General features: G+C 73.2%; 10 protein-coding genes. 5 read left to right on the top strand and 5 right to left on the bottom strand.

The genetic code is table 11. The features are described from left to right. The first annotated feature begins 87 nt into the window (after window positions 1–87). The 4 genes from F4556_RS10290 (at window position 88) to F4556_RS39405 (ending at window position 6,429) form a co-directional block, all read left to right on the top strand. The gene (locus F4556_RS10290) at window positions 88–3,168 is read left to right on the top strand and encodes an Ig-like domain-containing domain (RefSeq protein WP_184913603.1); all 3,081 of its coding nucleotides are present in this window, start codon (window positions 88–90) and stop codon (window positions 3,166–3,168) included. A 147-nt stretch (window positions 3,169–3,315) separates the two neighbouring features. Next, the gene (locus F4556_RS10285) at window positions 3,316–4,884 is read left to right on the top strand and encodes a DUF4153 domain-containing protein (protein WP_184913601.1); all 1,569 of its coding nucleotides are present in this window, start codon (window positions 3,316–3,318) and stop codon (window positions 4,882–4,884) included. Window positions 4,885–5,011: 127 nt separating this feature from the next. After that, entirely contained in the window at window positions 5,012–5,695 is a 684-nt protein-coding gene (rnhB, locus tag F4556_RS10280; RefSeq protein WP_184913599.1) for a ribonuclease HII, read from the top strand. A gap of 347 nt (window positions 5,696–6,042) precedes the next feature. Beyond that, window positions 6,043–6,429 (top strand): hypothetical protein, encoded by a 387-nt coding sequence (locus F4556_RS39405; RefSeq protein ID WP_313068240.1) that lies wholly within the window; start codon window positions 6,043–6,045, stop codon window positions 6,427–6,429. An 82-nt stretch (window positions 6,430–6,511) separates the two neighbouring features. Here the strand turns inward: F4556_RS39405 and F4556_RS10270 are convergent, their stop codons facing one another. From F4556_RS10270 to F4556_RS10255, 4 genes are all read right to left on the bottom strand, one after another. After that, a complete protein-coding gene (locus F4556_RS10270; protein WP_184913595.1) occupies window positions 6,512–8,938 on the bottom strand; it encodes a PQQ-dependent sugar dehydrogenase in 2,427 nt (808 codons plus the stop codon). A gap of 11 nt (window positions 8,939–8,949) precedes the next feature. Further along, window positions 8,950–9,957: a chitinase gene (locus F4556_RS10265; RefSeq protein WP_184913593.1), complete on the bottom strand. Its 1,008-nt coding sequence runs from the start codon at window positions 9,955–9,957 to the stop codon at window positions 8,950–8,952. A gap of 248 nt (window positions 9,958–10,205) precedes the next feature. Further along, on the bottom strand, window positions 10,206–10,829 hold the full coding sequence (locus tag F4556_RS10260; RefSeq protein WP_184913591.1) for a hypothetical protein: 624 nt from the start codon (window positions 10,827–10,829) through the stop codon (window positions 10,206–10,208). Between the two features lie 297 nt (window positions 10,830–11,126). Continuing rightward, the gene (locus F4556_RS10255) at window positions 11,127–13,334 is read right to left on the bottom strand and encodes a DEAD/DEAH box helicase (protein WP_184913589.1); all 2,208 of its coding nucleotides are present in this window, start codon (window positions 13,332–13,334) and stop codon (window positions 11,127–11,129) included. Between the two features lie 221 nt (window positions 13,335–13,555). Here F4556_RS10255 and F4556_RS10250 point away from each other — a divergent pair, with 221 nt between their 5' ends. Further along, window positions 13,556–15,136, top strand: a complete 1,581-nt coding sequence (locus F4556_RS10250; protein ID WP_184913587.1) for a DUF4192 domain-containing protein — start codon at window positions 13,556–13,558, stop codon at window positions 15,134–15,136. 38 nt (window positions 15,137–15,174) lie between these two features. Here F4556_RS10250 and F4556_RS10245 read toward each other — a convergent pair whose 3' ends face one another. Beyond that, window positions 15,175–16,488, bottom strand: a complete 1,314-nt coding sequence (locus F4556_RS10245) for an alpha/beta fold hydrolase (protein WP_184913585.1) — start codon at window positions 16,486–16,488, stop codon at window positions 15,175–15,177. Window positions 16,489–16,613 lie beyond the last annotated feature (125 nt).

Here is a 16,613-nt window from a genome sequence, read left to right as displayed (position 1 = left end):
GTACACCGGTAACGGCATTCCGCCAAAGATGTTGTTATCAGACACTTGGGGATGGGTGTGGGGTACAGAGAACGACTCTCGGGGCTGATGGTGGCCCTGCTCGCGGCGACGGCGCTCTCGGCCGGTCCCGCGAGCGCGGCCGAGACGGCCAAGCTGGGCAACAGCACGATCGGCACCGCCACCGACTCCGGCGACTCCAACCACCTCAACGCCTCCCGGTTCGTCACCGGCGCCAAGGGGGGCCAGGTCAGCAGCATCAGCGCGTACGTCGGCCCGGTCGGGGCGGCGCCCAACAACCAGTACCAGCTGGCGGTCTACCAGGACGCCAGCGGCAAGCCCGGCGCCCTGCTGGCCAACAGCGCGGCCGGCACGCTGGCCGCGAACAGCTGGAACACGCTGCCCGTCGCGGCCACCCTGGCCCCCAACACCGCGTACTGGCTGGCCTACAACAGCAACGGCGCGAGCACGGCGGTCAACAACCTGAAGTACAACGGCGGCGGCAAGGGCGTGTACAGCAACGCCGGTACGCCGTACGGCAGCTGGCCCGCGAGCTTCGGTGCCTCGACCACCACCTCGCTGGAGTTCTCGATCTACGCGACGTACACCCCGACCGGCGGCGCCGTCGTCACCCCGGGGGCCGGGCCCGGCGGTTCGGGTCCGGTGCTGCTGGTCACCACCGCGGGCAACCCGTACAGCAGGTACTACACGGAGATCCTCAAGGCCGAGGGCCTGAACCACTACCAGACGGTCGACCTCTCGCAGGTCACCCCCGCGCTGCTGGCCCAGCACGACCTGGTGCTGCTCGGCGAGACCGCGCTGACTGACAGTCAGGTCACCGTGCTGACCGACTGGACCAACGGCGGCGGGCGGCTGATCGCGATGCGGCCCGACAAGAAGCTCGCGCCGCTGCTCGGCCTGACCGCCACGGCGGGCACCCAGGCCGACGCCTACCTGCGGATCGACACCTCGGCGGCGCCCGGGGCGGGGCTGACCGGGGAGACCATCGGCTACCACGGCACCGCCGACCGGTACACGCTGAACGGCGCGACCGCGGTCGCCACCCTGTACAGCGACGCCTCCACCGCGACCGCCAACCCGGCGGTCTCGGTCCGCGCGGCCGGTTCGGGACAGGCCGCCGCCTTCACCTTCGACCTGGCCAGGTCGGTGGTGCAGACCCGGCAGGGCAACGCGGCCTGGGCCGGGCAGCAGCGTGACGGCACCGACGGCTACGAGGCCAGCGAGATGTTCTTCGGCCTGAGCGGGCAGTCGGACTGGAACAACCTGGACAAGGCGCTGATCCCGATCGCCGACGAGCAGCAGCGGCTGCTGGCCAACCTGGTCACCGGGATGAACCTGGCGAAGACCCCGCTGCCGCGGTTCTGGTACTTCCCCCGGGACGTCAAGGCGGTGGTGGTGATGACCGGTGACGACCACGGCGTCGGCGGCACCTCGGGCCGCTGGGACTACTACATCTCGCAGAGCCCGCCCGGCTGCGTGGCCGCCGACTGGCAGTGCGTGCGCGGCTCCTCGTACCTGTACACCGGTGGCCCGATGACCCCCGCGCAGGCGCAGGCCTACTCGGACGAGGGCTTCGAGGTGGGCGTGCACATCACCACCGACTGCCGCCCCTGGGGCACCCCGGCGGACCTGCAGTCCATGTACGCCGCCCAGTTGGGCGCCTGGAAGGCCAAGTACCCGGCGCTGCCCACGCCTTCGGGCAGCCGGACGCACTGTGTGGAGTGGGACGACTGGGCCACCCAGGCCAAGACCAAGCTGGCCAACGGCATCCGGCTGGACCATGACTACTACTTCTACCCGTCCTCCTTCGTGCAGAACCGGCCCGGCTACTTCAACGGCACCGGCATGCCGATGAAGTTCGCCGACACCGACGGCAGCCTGATCGACGTCTACCAGGCGACCACCCAGCTGACCGACGAGTCGGGCCAGTCCTACCCGGGCACGGTCAACACCCTGCTGAACGCGGCCTACGGCCCGCAGGGTTACTACGCCGCGCTGACCGCCAACATCCACACCGACTTCGCCAACTCCCAGACCTCCGACCAGGTGATCGCGGCGGCCAAGGCCAAGGGTGTGCCGGTGGTGTCGGGCCGGCAGCTGCTGACCTGGCTGGACGGGCGGAACGGCTCGGCCTTCACCGAGCTGGCCTGGAGCGGCAGTTCGCTCACCTTCAAGATCACCGGTGGTACGAACGGGCTGCGCGCGATGCTCCCGGTGCAGTCCGCCACCGGGACGCTGACCGGGATCAGCCGGGGCGGCCAGTCGCTGCCGTACCGGGTGGAGACCGTCAAGGGCGTCGCCTACGCGTTCTTCGACGGCGCGGTCGGCGCCTACACCGCGAGCTACGGCCAGGACACCACCGCGCCCACGGTGACCGGGACTTCGCCGCTGGCCGGCGCGACCGCCGCGCCGGCCGGGAACCCGGTCCGGTTCTCGTTCAGCGAGCCGCTGGACGGGGCCACCGTGAACGGCGCGGCCGTCACCCTGCGGCCCACCGCCGGGGGCGCCGCGGTGGCGGGCACGGTCTCGTACGACTCCACCACCAGCGGGGTGGTGTTCACCCCGGCGGCGGCGCTGGCCCTGACCACCGGGTACACGGCGACCGTGCAGGGGGTCCGGGACGTGACGGGCAACCAGCTGGCCGCGCCGTACGTCCTCACCTTCACGACGGCCGGTCCGCCGCCGCTGACCATCGGCAACAGCGAGATCGGCACCCAGATCGACGACAACGACGCCAACCACCTGAACGGCAGTCGGATCGTCACCGGCGCCACCGCGGTGACGCTCAATCAGCTGAGCGTGCACGTCGGCGCGGTCAGCCCGGCGCCGAACAACCAGTACCAGCTGGCGGTCTACAGCGACGTGGCCGGTGCACCGGGCACCCTGGTGACCAGCACGGTGGCGGGCACGTTGACCGCCAACGCCTGGAACGCGCTGCCGGCCAACGTGACGCTCGCCGCCAACACCACGTACTGGCTGGTCTACAACACCAACGGGACCGGCGCGACGGTGAACAACATGCACTTCAGCACCGGCGTGTTCGGGGATGGGGCGTACCAGGGCGCGGCGGTGCCGTTCGGGACCTGGCCGAGCAGCTTCGGCACGGCGACCAAGACGGTGCTGTCGTACTCGTTGTTCGGGTCCTACTGATCCGTCAGGTTCTGTCACAGCTCTGCGACAAGGCGGTCGCAGGGATGTTTTGAACCTGTTCAGAAGAGTCGTCCGGCCCCTAGGGTCACGAGCGGCGCGGCATCCCCGTCCGGATCCGCGCTGCTCGTCGAACTCTGAGGGGGCGTCATGTCCAGTCCTTCCGTGCCCGGTCCACCGATACCCGGGAGCTCCGCCGGTGCCGGTGCCTCGGCCGGTCCCTGGCGGCCGCCGGTGGCGCCGCCCAAGCCCGCCTGGGTCACCGCGACCGAGCCCCGGGTGCCGGCGGCGCCCCGGCTGCGGGTGGTGGGCGCGGCGGTGGGCGCCGGACTGTTCTCCGCGGCGCTGATGAGCCACGGCCTCGGCGTCAACCTGCTGCTGTTCGCGCTGGCGGCCGGCGTCGCCGCGGCGCTCGCCGCCCGGGCCGGCGGACGGCGGGCCCGGCCGTGGACCGTGGTGTGGATCGTGGTCGCGCTGGTGCTGGCCGCCGTCCCTTGGTGGACCGACGCGGGCTGGCCGACCTTCCTGGCCGTCGCGGCCGCGCTCGGCGTCGCCTCGCTGGCCCTGCACGGCGGGGCCAGGTGGGCCGGGGTGCTGCTCGGGCCGATCGGCCTGTGGGCGCACCTGCTGCCCTCGCTGTTCTGGGCCGCCGAATCGGCCCGGGGCCGGCAGTACCCCGCCAAGGAGAAGGTGCTGCCGGTACTCAAGGCGGCGCTGGTCGCCGCGGTGCTGCTGGTGGTCTTCGGAGCCCTGTTCGCCAGCGCGGACGCGGCGGTCGCCGACCTGCTCGACGGGCTGACCCCCAGCGTGGGGGTGGACCACCTGCCGGCCCGGCTGATCTTCTTCTGGGGCGGCCTGGTGGTCGCGCTCGGCGCCGCCCACACCGCCGCCGCCCCGCGGCGCTGGGACCGACTGCCCGTCAAGCCGGGCCGGGAGCGCAGCCGGCTGGAGTGGGCCGTCCCGATGGTCGCGCTCAACCTGCTGTTCGGCGGCTTCGTGGCGATCCAGGCGGTGGTGTTCTTCGGCGGCTACGAGACGGTGATGAGCAAGCCGGGCCTGGTGCCCGCAGAGTACGCCCGGCAGGGCTTCTGGCAGCTGCTCTGGGTCACCGTGCTCACCCTGGCCGTGGTCGCGCTCGCCCGGCACTGGGCACCCCGGCGGACCGCCGAGGACCGGCTGCTGGCCAAGAGCCTGATCGGCCTGCTCTGCGCGCTGACCCTGGTGGTGGTCGCCTCGGCGTACTACCGGATGCAGCGCTACGTGGACGTCTTCGGCCTGACCCGGCTGCGGATTTCGGTCACCGCCGTCGAACTCTGGCTCGGCGTCGTGCTGCTGCTGGTGCTGGTCGGCGTCCTGGCCGGCGCCCGGCGCTGGCTGCCCCGCGCGGTCGTACTCAGCGCGGTGGTCGGGGTCGCGGTCTTCGGTCTGATCCGCCCGGACGCGCTGATCGCCGAGCAGAACGTCGCCCGCTACGAGCACGGCGGCACCATCGACGTCGACTACCTGAGCGGGCTCTCCGCCGACGCGGTGCCCGCCCTGGACCGGCTGGAGGGCGACCGGCGCACCTGCGCCCTGCAGGCGATCTCCACGTCGCTGGCCTCCGCCGACCGGCCCTGGTACGCGACCAGCCTGGCCGAGGCCCGGGCGGCCGAGATCCTGCGGGACCGGCCGGTCTTCATCGACCGGGGCGAGACCTGCGCCCGGGTCAGGGACCGGTAGGGATCGGGCCACGCAAAGGACTTGGCGGTCGCGGGCGTGCCGGGGGGCACGTCCGCGACCGTCGGGACAACCACGGGGGTGCCGTAGGCTGAAGGCGTCAGACCTTCGTTGCCGGAATGGACCCCCGATGCCGTACGAGCCGCCCACCCACTCGGTAGAGCGCTCGCTGCGCCGGGCGGGAGCCCAGCTGGTGGCCGGCCTCGACGAGGTCGGCCGGGGTGCCTGGGCCGGTCCGGTCACGGTCGGAGCCGCGGTGACCGGGCTGCGCAAGCCGCCGGAGGGGCTGACCGACTCCAAGCTGCTGACCGAGAAGCGCCGGACCGAGCTGGCCCCCGTACTGGCCGACTGGGTCACCGCGTACGCGCTCGGCCACGCCTCGCCGGAGGAGTGCGACGAACTCGGCATGACCGCCGCGCTGCGGCTGGCCGCGATCCGGGCCCTGGAGGCCCTGCCGGTCCGCCCGGACGCGGTGATCCTGGATGGCAAGCACGACTACCTCGGCGGTCCCTGGCGGGTCCGGACCGTGATCAAGGGCGACCAGTCCTGCGTCTGCGTCTCGGCCGCCTCGGTGCTGGCCAAGGTGAAGCGCGACGCGATGATGGCCGAGATCGGCCTGGAGCACCCGGAGTTCGGCTTCGCCGACAACGCGGGCTACCCCTCGCCGGTGCACCGCGCGGCGCTGGAGGAGTACGGCCCGACCGGGCAGCACCGGCTCTCCTGGTCCTATCTGGACGCGCTGCCGCAGTGGCGCCATCTGAAGCGCAGCCGGTTCACCGAACCGGCGGACGAGCAGCTCTCGTTGGGCTTCTGACCCGGTCGTCGGCTGTTGGCCCGGGGTTCGCCCGGTGTTGGGACGTGCGGTGACCGTTCGGGGGCAAATGATTGCCGGTCGGTTCCAACTGGTGGGGCGCCCGTGCGCATTCGACCGGCATTTGATAGACATCGGGCATGCCTGTCTTCCCCGAGGAGCCGGAGATTCACGAGAGTATCCCGGGCCCCGGCGTTCCCTTCCCGCGAGAGTCGGACGCACGAGCCCCCCGCACACCTGTCCCCGCCGGAGCCGCCCGCCCGGTGCCGGGCCCGCGTCCGGCCGCACCACGGCCGGGGCCGCGCCCCGGTCCGCCGCCGGCCCGACGACCCGGTACCCCGGTCCAGTTGGTGCCGTCGACCACGCGCGGCGCGGTCGACCGGGCCGACGACACCATCGACCGGCTGCTGGAGTCCGGCCGACGTCCGGGCACCGTCCTGGTCCTGACGGTCGGTGAGCCGCACCCCTGGCAGCAGCACGAGATCGGCTTCGGCGAGGAGCGCTACTGGGCGCAGCTCGCCGACGGTGGTGACGTCTTCTACGCGGACGCCGCCGCGACCCGGACGGTCGGCCGCGAGGTGGTCGTCCTGGTGGTCAACTCCCCGGTGTCCGCCGACCGGTTGGCCGAGGCCGCCCGGGTCGCGCACGCGCTGGCGGGGGAGCTGCTGATGGTCTGCGGCGACGTCGACACGGTGGCGCCGCTGTTCCCGGGCGCCGGCACGCCGGTCCCGGCCTGACCGAACGCGCTGTGGCGACCCCCGGATGGGGGTCGCCACAGTCAACTGCTGTGCGGTGAGCGGGCGCTGAGGCCTCAGTGCGTTACCCGATGGTGATCCGGAACAGCTTGTCCGCCCCGTCGGCCGCGCCGCCCTTGTTGTCGGCGTTGGTGGTGGTCAGCCAGAGCTGGTCCGCGCCGGGCACCTTGCTGACCGTGCGGAGCCGGCCGTAGCTGCCGACGTAGTAGGAGGTCGGCGTACCGACGGTCTCGGTGTCGCCGTTGATCGGGATCCGCCACATCCGTTCGCCGCGCAGCGCCGCCATGTAGACCACGTTGCGGACGATCGCGATCCCGCTGGGGGAGGCGACGTTGACCGCCCAGCTGGCCTTCGGATTGGTCATCCCCGCGGTGCTGCAGGCGCCTTCGCAGGTCGGCCAGCCGTAGTTGGCGCCGGGCTTGATCAGGTTGAGCTCGTCGAACTTGGAGTCGCCGAACTCCGCCTCCCAGAGCCGCCCGTTGCGGTCGAAGGCCAGCCCCTGCGGGTTGCGGTGCCCGTAGCTGTAGACGTAGTTGCCGAACGGGTTGCCGGGGGCCGGCTTGCCGTCGGTGGTGAGCCGCAGGATCTTGCCGTTCAGCGAGTTCTTGTTCTGGGCGTTGGCCTGGGTCTGGGCGTCCCCGGTGGTGGCGTACAGGAAGCCGTCGGGACCGAACGCCAGCCGCCCGCCGTTGTGGTAGCGGTTCTTCTGGATGCCCTGGAGCAGCACGGTGTAGCCGCTGAGCGCGGTGCCGTCGTAGGTCATCCGGACGATCCGGTTGCCCTCGGCGGCGGTGTGCATGAAGTAGACCCGGTGGTTGGTGGACCAGTTGGGGTCGACGGCGACCCCGAGCAGTCCGCCCTCGCCGTCGGTGGTGACGGCGTTGGGGACGGTGCCGACCTGGGTGCGGGCCCCGGCGGTGCTGGTCCTGAAGACCTTGAAGCTGTCCCGCTCGGTCACCAGCGCGGTCTTGCCGTCCGGCATCCAGTACACGCCCCAGGGGACGGTCCAGCCGGAGGAGAGCGCGGTGGGCGAGCCGGGCACCCCGCCGTCGGCGGAGCAGGCGCCGGTGGTGAACGACACCGGAGCGGACGGCGCCGAGTAGCCGCCCGCGGTGTCCTGGGCCACCACGGTGAGGGTGAACGGGGCGTCACAGGCCAGGCCGGTCACGGCCGTCGATGTGCCCGGCGGCGTACCGGTCACGGTCTTCACCACGGCGTTGCCGCTGCGGATCTCGTACGCCACGACGCCCTTGTCGTCGGTCGAGGCGGCCCAGCTCAGCGTCGCGCCGGTGGAGTTGACGCCCGAGACGGTCGGCGTGCCGGGGCTGCTGGGCAGCGGGTCGCTGCTGGCCAGAGTGGTGCAGTCGACCGGGGTGCTGGCCGCCGAGGCGTTGCCGGAGGCGTCCCGGGCGATCACCGTGAGGTTGTAGGTGGTGTTCGGGGTGAGGCCGGTGAGCTGGGTGGCGGTGCTGTCGCCGGGGGCCTCGCCGATCTTGTTGCCGTGCTCGTAGAGGTCGTAGGCGCTGACCCCGACGTTGTCGGTCGAGGCGCCCCAGGACAGGGTGAGGCTGTTCGCCGCGACGGCCGAACAGCTGGGCGCCCCGGGCCTGCTGGGCGCGCTGGTGTCGGCGCCGGTGCCGACCTGGAGCCGGTCCAGGTTGGGGCCGCCGTTGGCGGTGGTGGCGGTGGCCCGGATCCGGTTGGTCCCGGCGGTGAGGTTGGCGTTGACGGTCCTGGTGGCCCAGGTGTCCCAGTTGGCGCCGGGCGGGAAGCTGACCCCGGCGGCGACCACGGTGCCGTTCACCGCGATGTCCATCGGCCGGTCGGCCGTCCCGGCGTTGGCGTACCGGAAGGCGAGCGCGGCGCTGCCGGCCGTGCCGGCGCTGACCGTGAACTCGACGTAGCTGCCCGCGATGTTGGTGTAGTCGACGAAGCCGGTGCCGGTGTAGCCGGTGTGGTTGGTGGCCACCGCGGCCTGGCCGGTCGCCGCGTCCTCGGCCTGGTAGTCGGCGGTCGGCGCGGTGATGTCGAGGTCGAGGGCGTCGAGGTTGGGCAGGCCGGCCGCGCTGGTCGACGTCAGCCGGATCCTGTTGGCCCCCGCGTTGACCGGGGCGGTGACGGTGGAGACGGCCCAGTCGTCCCACGTCCCGGTGGACGGGAAGGAACGGGCGGCGGAGACCACCGTGCCGTTCACGGTCAGATCGCCCGGCCGGTCCAGTGTGGTGCCGTTGGCGTACCGGATCGCGATCGCCGCGGTGCCCGCCGACGCGGCGTTCACCGTGAACTCGACCCAACTGCCCACCACGTTGTCGCCGTTGACGAATCCGGTGCCCGAGTACCCGGTGTGGTTGGCCTCCACCACGCCGAGCGAGCGGGCCGCGTTCTCGGCCTCGTACCGGGTCGGGGCGGCCGAGGCGGCCGGCCCGGTGACCAGTCCGAGGAGCAGGGCCGCGACGACGGCCAGGCCGCCGACTGCCTTGAGAGGACGCATGGTTGCTCTCCTCAGCCCTGGTACTGGACGACGATCTTGGTGAACGCGTACGGCGACTGCGCGATGCCGCTGCACGAGTCGGCGTCCGTGCCGCTGCCGCAGGGGCGGTCGCGGTTGACGGACCAGAAGGCGAACCGGGCGAGGTGGTGCTGCTGGGCGTACGCCAGGATGGTCTTGAAGTCGCCGGTGGTGACGGTCTCGCCCGGCTCGTCGGTGATCCCGTTCATCGAGGAGACCCCGATGTGGCGGTAGGCAGCGTCGTCGCTGTAGCCGTACGCGCTCTTCACCGCCGCCTTCAGGCCCTGCAGGGCGCTGACGGTCGCCTGGCCCATCGTGCCGCTGTGCCCGCCGAAGTCGAACGGCATGATGATCCAGCCGTCGTTCGCCAGCCCGGCCGCCGCGCCCCGCTTGATCAGGTCCTTGCCGGTGGCGTCCGGGCCGCTCGGCGTGGTGCCCATGGTCACGTAGGTGACGATGCCGGGGTTCTTGGTCTTGACGATCTTCAGTGCGTCGACCACCCGCTGACGGACCGTCGCGTTGGCGAACTCGGTGTCCTCGATGTCGATGTCCAGTGCCTTCAGGCCGTAGGCGTTGATCACCTTCTGGTACGCGCCGGCCAGCGCGGTGGCGCTGCCGCACTTCTCGCCGAGCTTGTTGCCGCTCCAGCCGCCGACCGAGATGACGATGTCCCCGCCCGCCGCCCGGATCGACTTGATCGCCGCCTCGTCGGAGCCGCCGGTCAGCGGGCGGCTGCCGTCCCACTTCGGGTTGCAGGTGCCGTCGGAGAGGATGAACGCCAGCGTGAACCACTTCACCCCGGTGGCCGCCATCACGTCGGTGGGCTTCTGCGGGTTGCCCCAGCCCAGGTACTCGTACGGGGCGGCGGCCATCGAGCCCGGACCGGCGGTGATGGCAGCCGTGGAGTTGGCGGTAGCGGTGGGGGCCAGCAGCAGGGCGGTGGAGCCAAGGGTGGCGGCCAGCAGCACGCTGGCGGTGCGACGGGGAGCGGAACTGGGCATGTCTGCTCGCTTCTCGGGTCTGGTGCGGGGGAAGTGCCGGACGGGACGCCGGACTTGAGGGCACCGTTCAGAATCGAGCCGCGAGTGCGAGGGGGTCAAGGGCTTTGGTTAGGAAAGTTTCCGATTGGTGTGGCTGGGTCAACTCGGCGCGGCGGGCGGGGCCTTGATTCGGCCCGGCTTGGCTCGGCTCAGCGGTCGGCTCCGGCCGTCACCCCTTGGGTGGCGGTCGGTCAGCTGGTGACGCCTGGTCAGCCGGTGGCGAACCGGTGCAGGGGGCGGACCGGTGCCACCTGGCCGGGCCGGCTCGGCTGCCCGGACTGCGGGCGCGGCGGACGCGGGGCCAGCTCGGTGACGGTGTGCACCGGGCTGTCGGCCCAGGAACCCGAGTGCGGGTTGCGCCCGCTGCGGCCGTCCCCGAGCGACTGCCAGCCGCTGGGCGTCAGCGCGATGTACGAGCCGCAGCGCAGCCCGTGCAGCGCGGCCGCGTCCCGCAGGGCCCACATCCAGGCGCCGTCCTGCCGGGTCCAGCCCGCGGCACCGTCCCGGCAGCGCAGCAGCACGGCCGTCCGCCTGGGCTGCGCCAGCCGCAGGTCGTGCGGGGTGACCTGGCGCAGATGGGTGAGGATCTCGTGCCGGTGCTGCCAGCCGTCCTCACTGTGCTGGCGGGCGGCGAACGAGGCGGAGGCGGTGACCTGGTGCAGCGCGTCCAGCACCGCGACCACCGTGGTGCCCGGCTGCGGGAGGTGCCGTTGGTGCAGCTCGGCGACGAACTCGCGCGGGTCGCGCAGCAGGGGGATGTCGGAGCCGCTCCAGCTCTCCAGGTCGAGAACGCGTCTTCCGGAGAACCGGTGTCGGTCGCTGCCGTTGATCACGATCCTCCTTCCCGGCCCGCCGCCCTTGGTGTGCGAGGGCGCGCGGGTGTCTGCGTACGCCGAAGGCCGGGTCCGTCGGACCGGGCTCTGGGTACCTCCCAATTCTCGGGTCAGATGGGGGCGAGCGGCAACGATGAAATGACGAACGCCGCCCGAATGCCGATGGTCTGCCGGATATATTCCACCGCGAGCGGACTGCCATTCGGCTGACGGAGGGTCGGATGTGTCAGGTCGGCCGGCCAGGACCGCCCGGCGGGGTGGTCGAGGTGGGGGCCGGGGCGTGGGTCGTGCAGGTTGTCAGGCCTGGACGGCGAGGGTGAGCGGGAGCACCGGACCGGCGCCGGCTTGGCGGAGCAGCCGGGCCGCCACCGTGACCGTCCAGCCCGAGTCGACCAGGTCGTCGACCAGCAGGACCGGGCCGGGCGCGGCCGCGATCGCCTCCTGCAGCGCGGGTGGCACCAGCAGGGCGCCGGCCAGCGAGTGCAGCCGCTGGGCGCTGTTGCTCCGGGCACCGCGCGGGGGCTGGCCGCCCACGTACTCCAGCCGGCCGAGCAGCGGGAGCCTGCCGACCTCGGCGAGCCGGGCGCCGAGGCTGCCGACCAGCTGCGGGCGGCGGGCCGAGGCCATCGTCACCACACCGACCGGGCGGGCCGCCCGCTTGCCGTCGGCGTCCTCCGGACCGGCCCAGCCGCCCGGGCCGCGCGCCCAGTCGGCCAGCACGGTGACCATCGCGTCCAGCACCTCGGCCGGGACCGGGGTGTCCGGCGCGTCGTCGGCGAGCAGGGTACGCAGCCGGGTGCCCCAGCCGATGTCGGAGAGCCGCCCGAGCGCCCGGCCGGTCTCGGCCTGCTCGCCCGCAGGGATCCGGCCCTTGAGCGGGACGCCGATCGCCTCCATGCCGGTCGGCCAGAGCCGCCGCGGCTCGAAACTGACGCCGGGTCGGCCGAGTGCGGCCCGGGCCGCCGAGTCGGCCTCCGCCGAGATCTCGGCGGTCGGCCGGGTGCCGGCGCAGTTGTCGCACCGCCCGCACGGGGCGGCCTGCTCGTCGTCCAGCTGGCGGCGGAGGAACTCCATCCGGCAGCCGGTGGTGGCGGCGTACTCGCGCATCGCCCGCTGCTCCGCCTCCCGGGACTCGGCCACCTTGGCGTAGCGCGCCGCGTCGTACGCCCAGGGCTGCCCCGTCGCCGTCCAGCCGCCGCGCACCCGGCGGACCGCGCCGTCCACGTCGAGCACCTTGAGCATGGTCTCCAGCCGGGCCCGGCGGAGGTCGACCCGCGGCTCCAGCGCGGCGGTGGAGAGCGGTCGGCCGGCCTCGGCGAGGGCCGCGAGAGTCCGCCTGACCTGCTCCTCGGCGGGGAAGCCGAGCGAGGCGAAGTACCGCCAGATCGCCTCGTCCTCGCGGCCGGGCAGCAGCAGCACCTCCGCCCGGTCCACCCCACGGCCCGCGCGGCCGACCTGCTGGTAGTACGCGATCGGGGAGCCGGGCGAGCCGAGGTGCACCACGAAACCGAGGTCGGGCTTGTCGAAGCCCATGCCGAGCGCGGAGGTGGCGACCAGGGCCTTCACCCGATTCGCCAGCAGGTCGGCCTCGGCGGTGCGGCGCTCGGCGTCCTCGGTGCGGCCCGAGTAGGAGGCGACCGGGTAGCCGCGCTCGCGGAGGAAGGCGGTCACCTCGTCGGCCGCGGCCACCGTGAGGGTGTAGACGATGCCGGAGCCGGGCAGCTCGGCGAGGTGGTCGGCCAGCCAGGCCAGCCGCTGCGCCGGGTCGGGCAGTTGGAGCACGCTGAGGCTCAGGCTCTCGCGGTCCAGCGGGCCGCGCAGGACCAGTGCGTCGCCCTCCGAGCGGTCGCCCGAGCCGGTGCCCAGCTGGTCGGCGACGTCGGCGGTGACCCGGGCGTTGGCGGTCGCGGTGGTGGCCAGCACCGGGACGCCGGGGGAGAGCTCGGCCAGCATGGTGCGCAGACGGCGGTAGTCGGGGCGGAAGTCGTGGCCCCAGTCGGAGATGCAGTGCGCCTCGTCGACCACCAGCAGGCCGGTGGAGGCGGCCAGCTTGGGCAGCACCTGGTCGCGGAAGTCGGGGTTGTTCAGCCGCTCCGGGCTGACCAGCAGCACGTCCACCCGGCCGGCCGCCACCTCGGCCTGGATCTCCTCCCACTCCTCGGGGTTGGCCGAGTTGATGGTGCGGGCGTGGATGCCCGCCTTGGCGGCGGAGTCCACCTGATTGCGCATCAGGGCGAGCAGCGGGGAGACGATCACCGTGGGGCCCGCGCCCCGGGCCCGGAGCAGCGAGGTGGAGATGAAGTAGACGGCGGACTTGCCCCACCCCGTGCGCTGCACCACCAGGGCCCGGCGGTGGTCGATCACCAGGGCCTCGATGGCCAGCCACTGATCCTCCCGCAGGACGGCGGCCGGGCCGGCCAGCTCACGGAGCACGGCCTCGGCCTGCGCCCGGACGGCGGCGCGGTCGGGAGTGGGGGCGGCGGGGTGCTGCAGCGGCTGGGTCATGGCTCATGGATACAGGCTGGGAGCGACAGACGGCGAACTCCGCCCCGAGGAGCCGTGCGGCCGGTTGGTCATTAGATCATCTGAATGGGTGTCATTTGTCATGGTCTTTGGCGATATTTCCGCTGCTCCGAACGGGTGTACTGATGCTGACCCCCCTCGGTTGTCCACAGGCGCGGGGTGAGCTCCGGGCGGGCGGGCGATCAGGCGGGACTCTTCTCGACATGAACGGCAACGAGGAACACCTGATCCAGTCCGTCACCGGCCCGCTCTCCGGGCAGGTCCCGCTCCAGATGCGCGGCCCGGCCGACATGGCCGAGATGCTGCCCTACCTGCTCGGCTTCTTCCCCGACGACAGCGTTGTCGCGGTTGGCCTGCAGGGGCCGATGCTCCAGCAGGGCGGGGTCATCCGGCTCGACATCCCCACCGACCCGGCCGAGTGGCCGTCGGTCGCGGTCGACACCGCCCGGCTGCTCGTCACACTCTCCGGGCAGCGGGACAGGCCGCCCGAGCAGGTCCTGCTCTACCTCTGCCGGGACGCGGCGGAGCCGACCGCCGGCGCCTGCGGGAGCGGGGACGGGGACGGGGGCGACGGGCCGGCCGACGGCCCCGGGGTGCTGGCCGGGCTCAGGCCGCTGGCGGAGCAGCTGGCCCAGGCGTTCCGGGCCGCCGGGGTGCTGGTGAAGGAGTCCCTGCTGGTCTCGGACGGGCGCTGGTGGTCCTTCCTGTGCGGCGGCGAGAGCTGCTGCGACCCGGCCGGAGTGCCGATCCGCTCGGTCCGGCTGCCCAGCCCGATCGCCGCGGCCGCCGCCTTCGCCGGGGTGGCGCCGCGAGGCAGCCGGAAGGCGATCGCCGCCGGGCTGGTCCCGATCGGTCCGCCGGAGGACGCGCCGGTCCGGGAGGCGATCGAGCGAGCCGGGCCGCAGCTGATCCACGAGCTCTCCGGCCCCGGCGGGCGGACCGCCACGCTGGAGCGGACGGCCACGCTGCTCGCCGAGGTGCTGGCCGATTTCGGCACCGGGGCCCGCGAGCTCGACCGGGTCCGCGCCGCCCGCCTGCTGGTCGGTCTGCAGGACAAGCTGGCCCGCGACCGCGCGGCCGAGTACGCCGAGCCGGACGAGCTCATCCCGGCCCAGCGGCTCTGGCGCTACCTCGCCCGGCAGTGCGTCCCGCCCTTCGAGCACTACGCGGCACCCCCGCTGACCTTGCTGGCCTGGACGTCCTGGCTGGCGGGCGACACCGCGACGGCCCGGGTGGTGCTGGCCCGGGTGCTCGATCTGGACCAGGGGTACACGCTGGCCCAGCTGCTGTACGAGTCGCTCAACGGCGGCCTGCACCCGAGCGAACTGCACGACCGGGTCCGCCAGGAGCGCCGGGCTCGCGAGCAGCTGGCGGGCCTCCGGCCGGCGGACGTGGTGGTGCCACCGGACACCTCGGAGCCGCCGGCCACGCCGTCCCCGCCCGCGCCCCCGGCCGTACCGACGCCGCGGCAGCAGCATCCGGCGCCGCCGGACGGTGCAGCCGCCCGGGCTGGGTCGACCGGGCCGGTCGGTCCGGTCGGGCAGCCGGATCGCTCCGGTCAGCCCGACCGACCGCGGGTGCCCCGCCAGGCCGGTGACCCGGGCCGCTCCGGCCAGCCGTCCTCGTCCCGGCAGAGCCGCCGGAAGGCCCGCCGATCCGGTCGGGGTGCGGGCGGTGGCGGCCCGGCCTTCGACCTCCCGGAGGAGGCGGGCCCGCTCACCGTCCGCGCGGCCAGGCGGGCCCACCGTCCGCACCGCGCCCACCGGGCCCGGCGAGCCAGATGACGGGTCGTCAGTGGCCGGCCCGCCAGGTTGCCGCAGCGTCAGATCTCGCCGCGCGCCATCCGGATCAGCCGGTCGAGGACGACGCCGCCGCTCACCCGCAGTCCGTCGTGCTCCCACTCGTTGGTGACCCAGACCCGCACGTTCCGGACGGCGTCCGCGGTGGCCAGCGAGTCGGCGGTGTCCACGTACATGTCGTCGTGGTAGACCGCAGCCACGACCGGGACTTGGTTGGTCGCCAGCCGCTCCGGGGAGTACAGGTCCGGCCAGTCGGTCCGCTCCGCGAGCAGCCGGGCGGTCTCCCGCAGCGACCGCAGCGCGGGGTCGCTGTCGAACAGGGCGGGGTAGATCATCTCCCCGGTGAGGAGCACGGCGCGCCCCTCCCGTACCGCCGCTTCGGCGTCGAACTCGGGGAACTCCTTGCGCACGCGCTCCGCCGCCCACTCGGTCCCGGCCGGGTCCACCGACCGCTGGCCGTAGATGGACTCGTGCAGAACCGCGTACAGCGGCCCCTGGGCGAAGGAGAGTTGGGCCTGCACCCCGGCCAGGAAGGTGTCGGAGAGCTCCGGCCCGGCGACGCCCTCGACCCAGGCCTCCTCCAGCAGGTAGTGCAGGACGTGCGAGCCGCTCCCGGTGCCGAGCAGCATGCCGAGCCCCTGGAACGCCTGCACGGTGAGCAGGCCGCCGCCCGGCAGTTCGGCGGGCTGCTCCAGCAGGTGCGCGGCGATCCGCTGAACCGCCGTCACATCGTCCGGGTAGCGGGCGTAGTGCCCCGCGTTCTTCCGGGCCACCCGGGGGTAGGCGGCCCGGTAGACGTCCTCGGCCGAGCTGCGCAGGCCCGGCAGGCCACCGGTCACGAAGGCCTCCCGCACGCCCTCCGGGGCGATCGAGAGGTAGCTCAGGGTGCAGAAGCCGCCGAAGCTCTGGCCGAGCAGGCTCCAGCGGCCGGTGTCCCCGAGCAGCCGACGGCGGATCAGCTCCGCGTCCCGGACGATCGAGTCGGCCCGGAAGTGCGCCAGGTAGTCGGCCTGCTGCTCGGGGCCGCCCCGACGGGCCAGGGTCTGCCGGGTGGCAGGGGTGGACCGGCCGGTGCCGCGCTGGTCGAGCAGCAGCACCCGGTAGTCGTCCAGGGCCCGGACCAGCCAGCCGTCCCGGCCGACCGGGCGGTTCGACTTGCCCCCGGGCCCGCCCTGCAGGAAGAGCAGCCAGGGCAGGTCGTCGCCCTCCCGGCCGGAGGCGACCACCTCCCGGGCGTACACCTCGATCTGCTCGCCCTCCGGACTCCGGTGGTCGAGCGGCAGGTGGAAGACGTGGTCGGTGGTGACAATCCCGGGCAGCCGGCTGGCGGTGGACATACAACTCCTCGGTACACGCTGGTCACAGGCGCTGAGCGGTGGCCGCCCACGGTGTTCCCGGTGCGTCCGCCGCCGCCACCGCACCGTATCCTGACGCGGGCGAAGCAGCCGCCGGGCCGGGATCC

Source organism: Kitasatospora gansuensis (genome assembly GCF_014203705.1).
GTDB lineage: Bacteria > Actinomycetota > Actinomycetes > Streptomycetales > Streptomycetaceae > Kitasatospora > Kitasatospora gansuensis.
The sequence above is the reverse complement of the archived record's forward strand: the minus strand, read 5'-3'. Positions and strand labels throughout refer to the sequence as shown.

Coding starts and splice junctions, on each gene's coding strand:
- F4556_RS10285 (WP_184913601.1), top strand. CDS start 3,316: ATGTCCAGTCCTTCCGTGCCCGGTCCACCGATACCCGGGAGCTCCGCC.
- F4556_RS10290 (WP_184913603.1), top strand. CDS start 88: ATGGTGGCCCTGCTCGCGGCGACGGCGCTCTCGGCCGGTCCCGCGAGC.
- rnhB (WP_184913599.1), top strand. CDS start 5,012: ATGCCGTACGAGCCGCCCACCCACTCGGTAGAGCGCTCGCTGCGCCGG.
- F4556_RS10270 (WP_184913595.1), bottom strand. CDS start 8,938: ATGCGTCCTCTCAAGGCAGTCGGCGGCCTGGCCGTCGTCGCGGCCCTG.
- F4556_RS10255 (WP_184913589.1), bottom strand. CDS start 13,334: ATGACCCAGCCGCTGCAGCACCCCGCCGCCCCCACTCCCGACCGCGCC.
- F4556_RS10265 (WP_184913593.1), bottom strand. CDS start 9,957: ATGCCCAGTTCCGCTCCCCGTCGCACCGCCAGCGTGCTGCTGGCCGCC.
- F4556_RS10250 (WP_184913587.1), top strand. CDS start 13,556: ATGAACGGCAACGAGGAACACCTGATCCAGTCCGTCACCGGCCCGCTC.
- F4556_RS10245 (WP_184913585.1), bottom strand. CDS start 16,488: ATGTCCACCGCCAGCCGGCTGCCCGGGATTGTCACCACCGACCACGTC.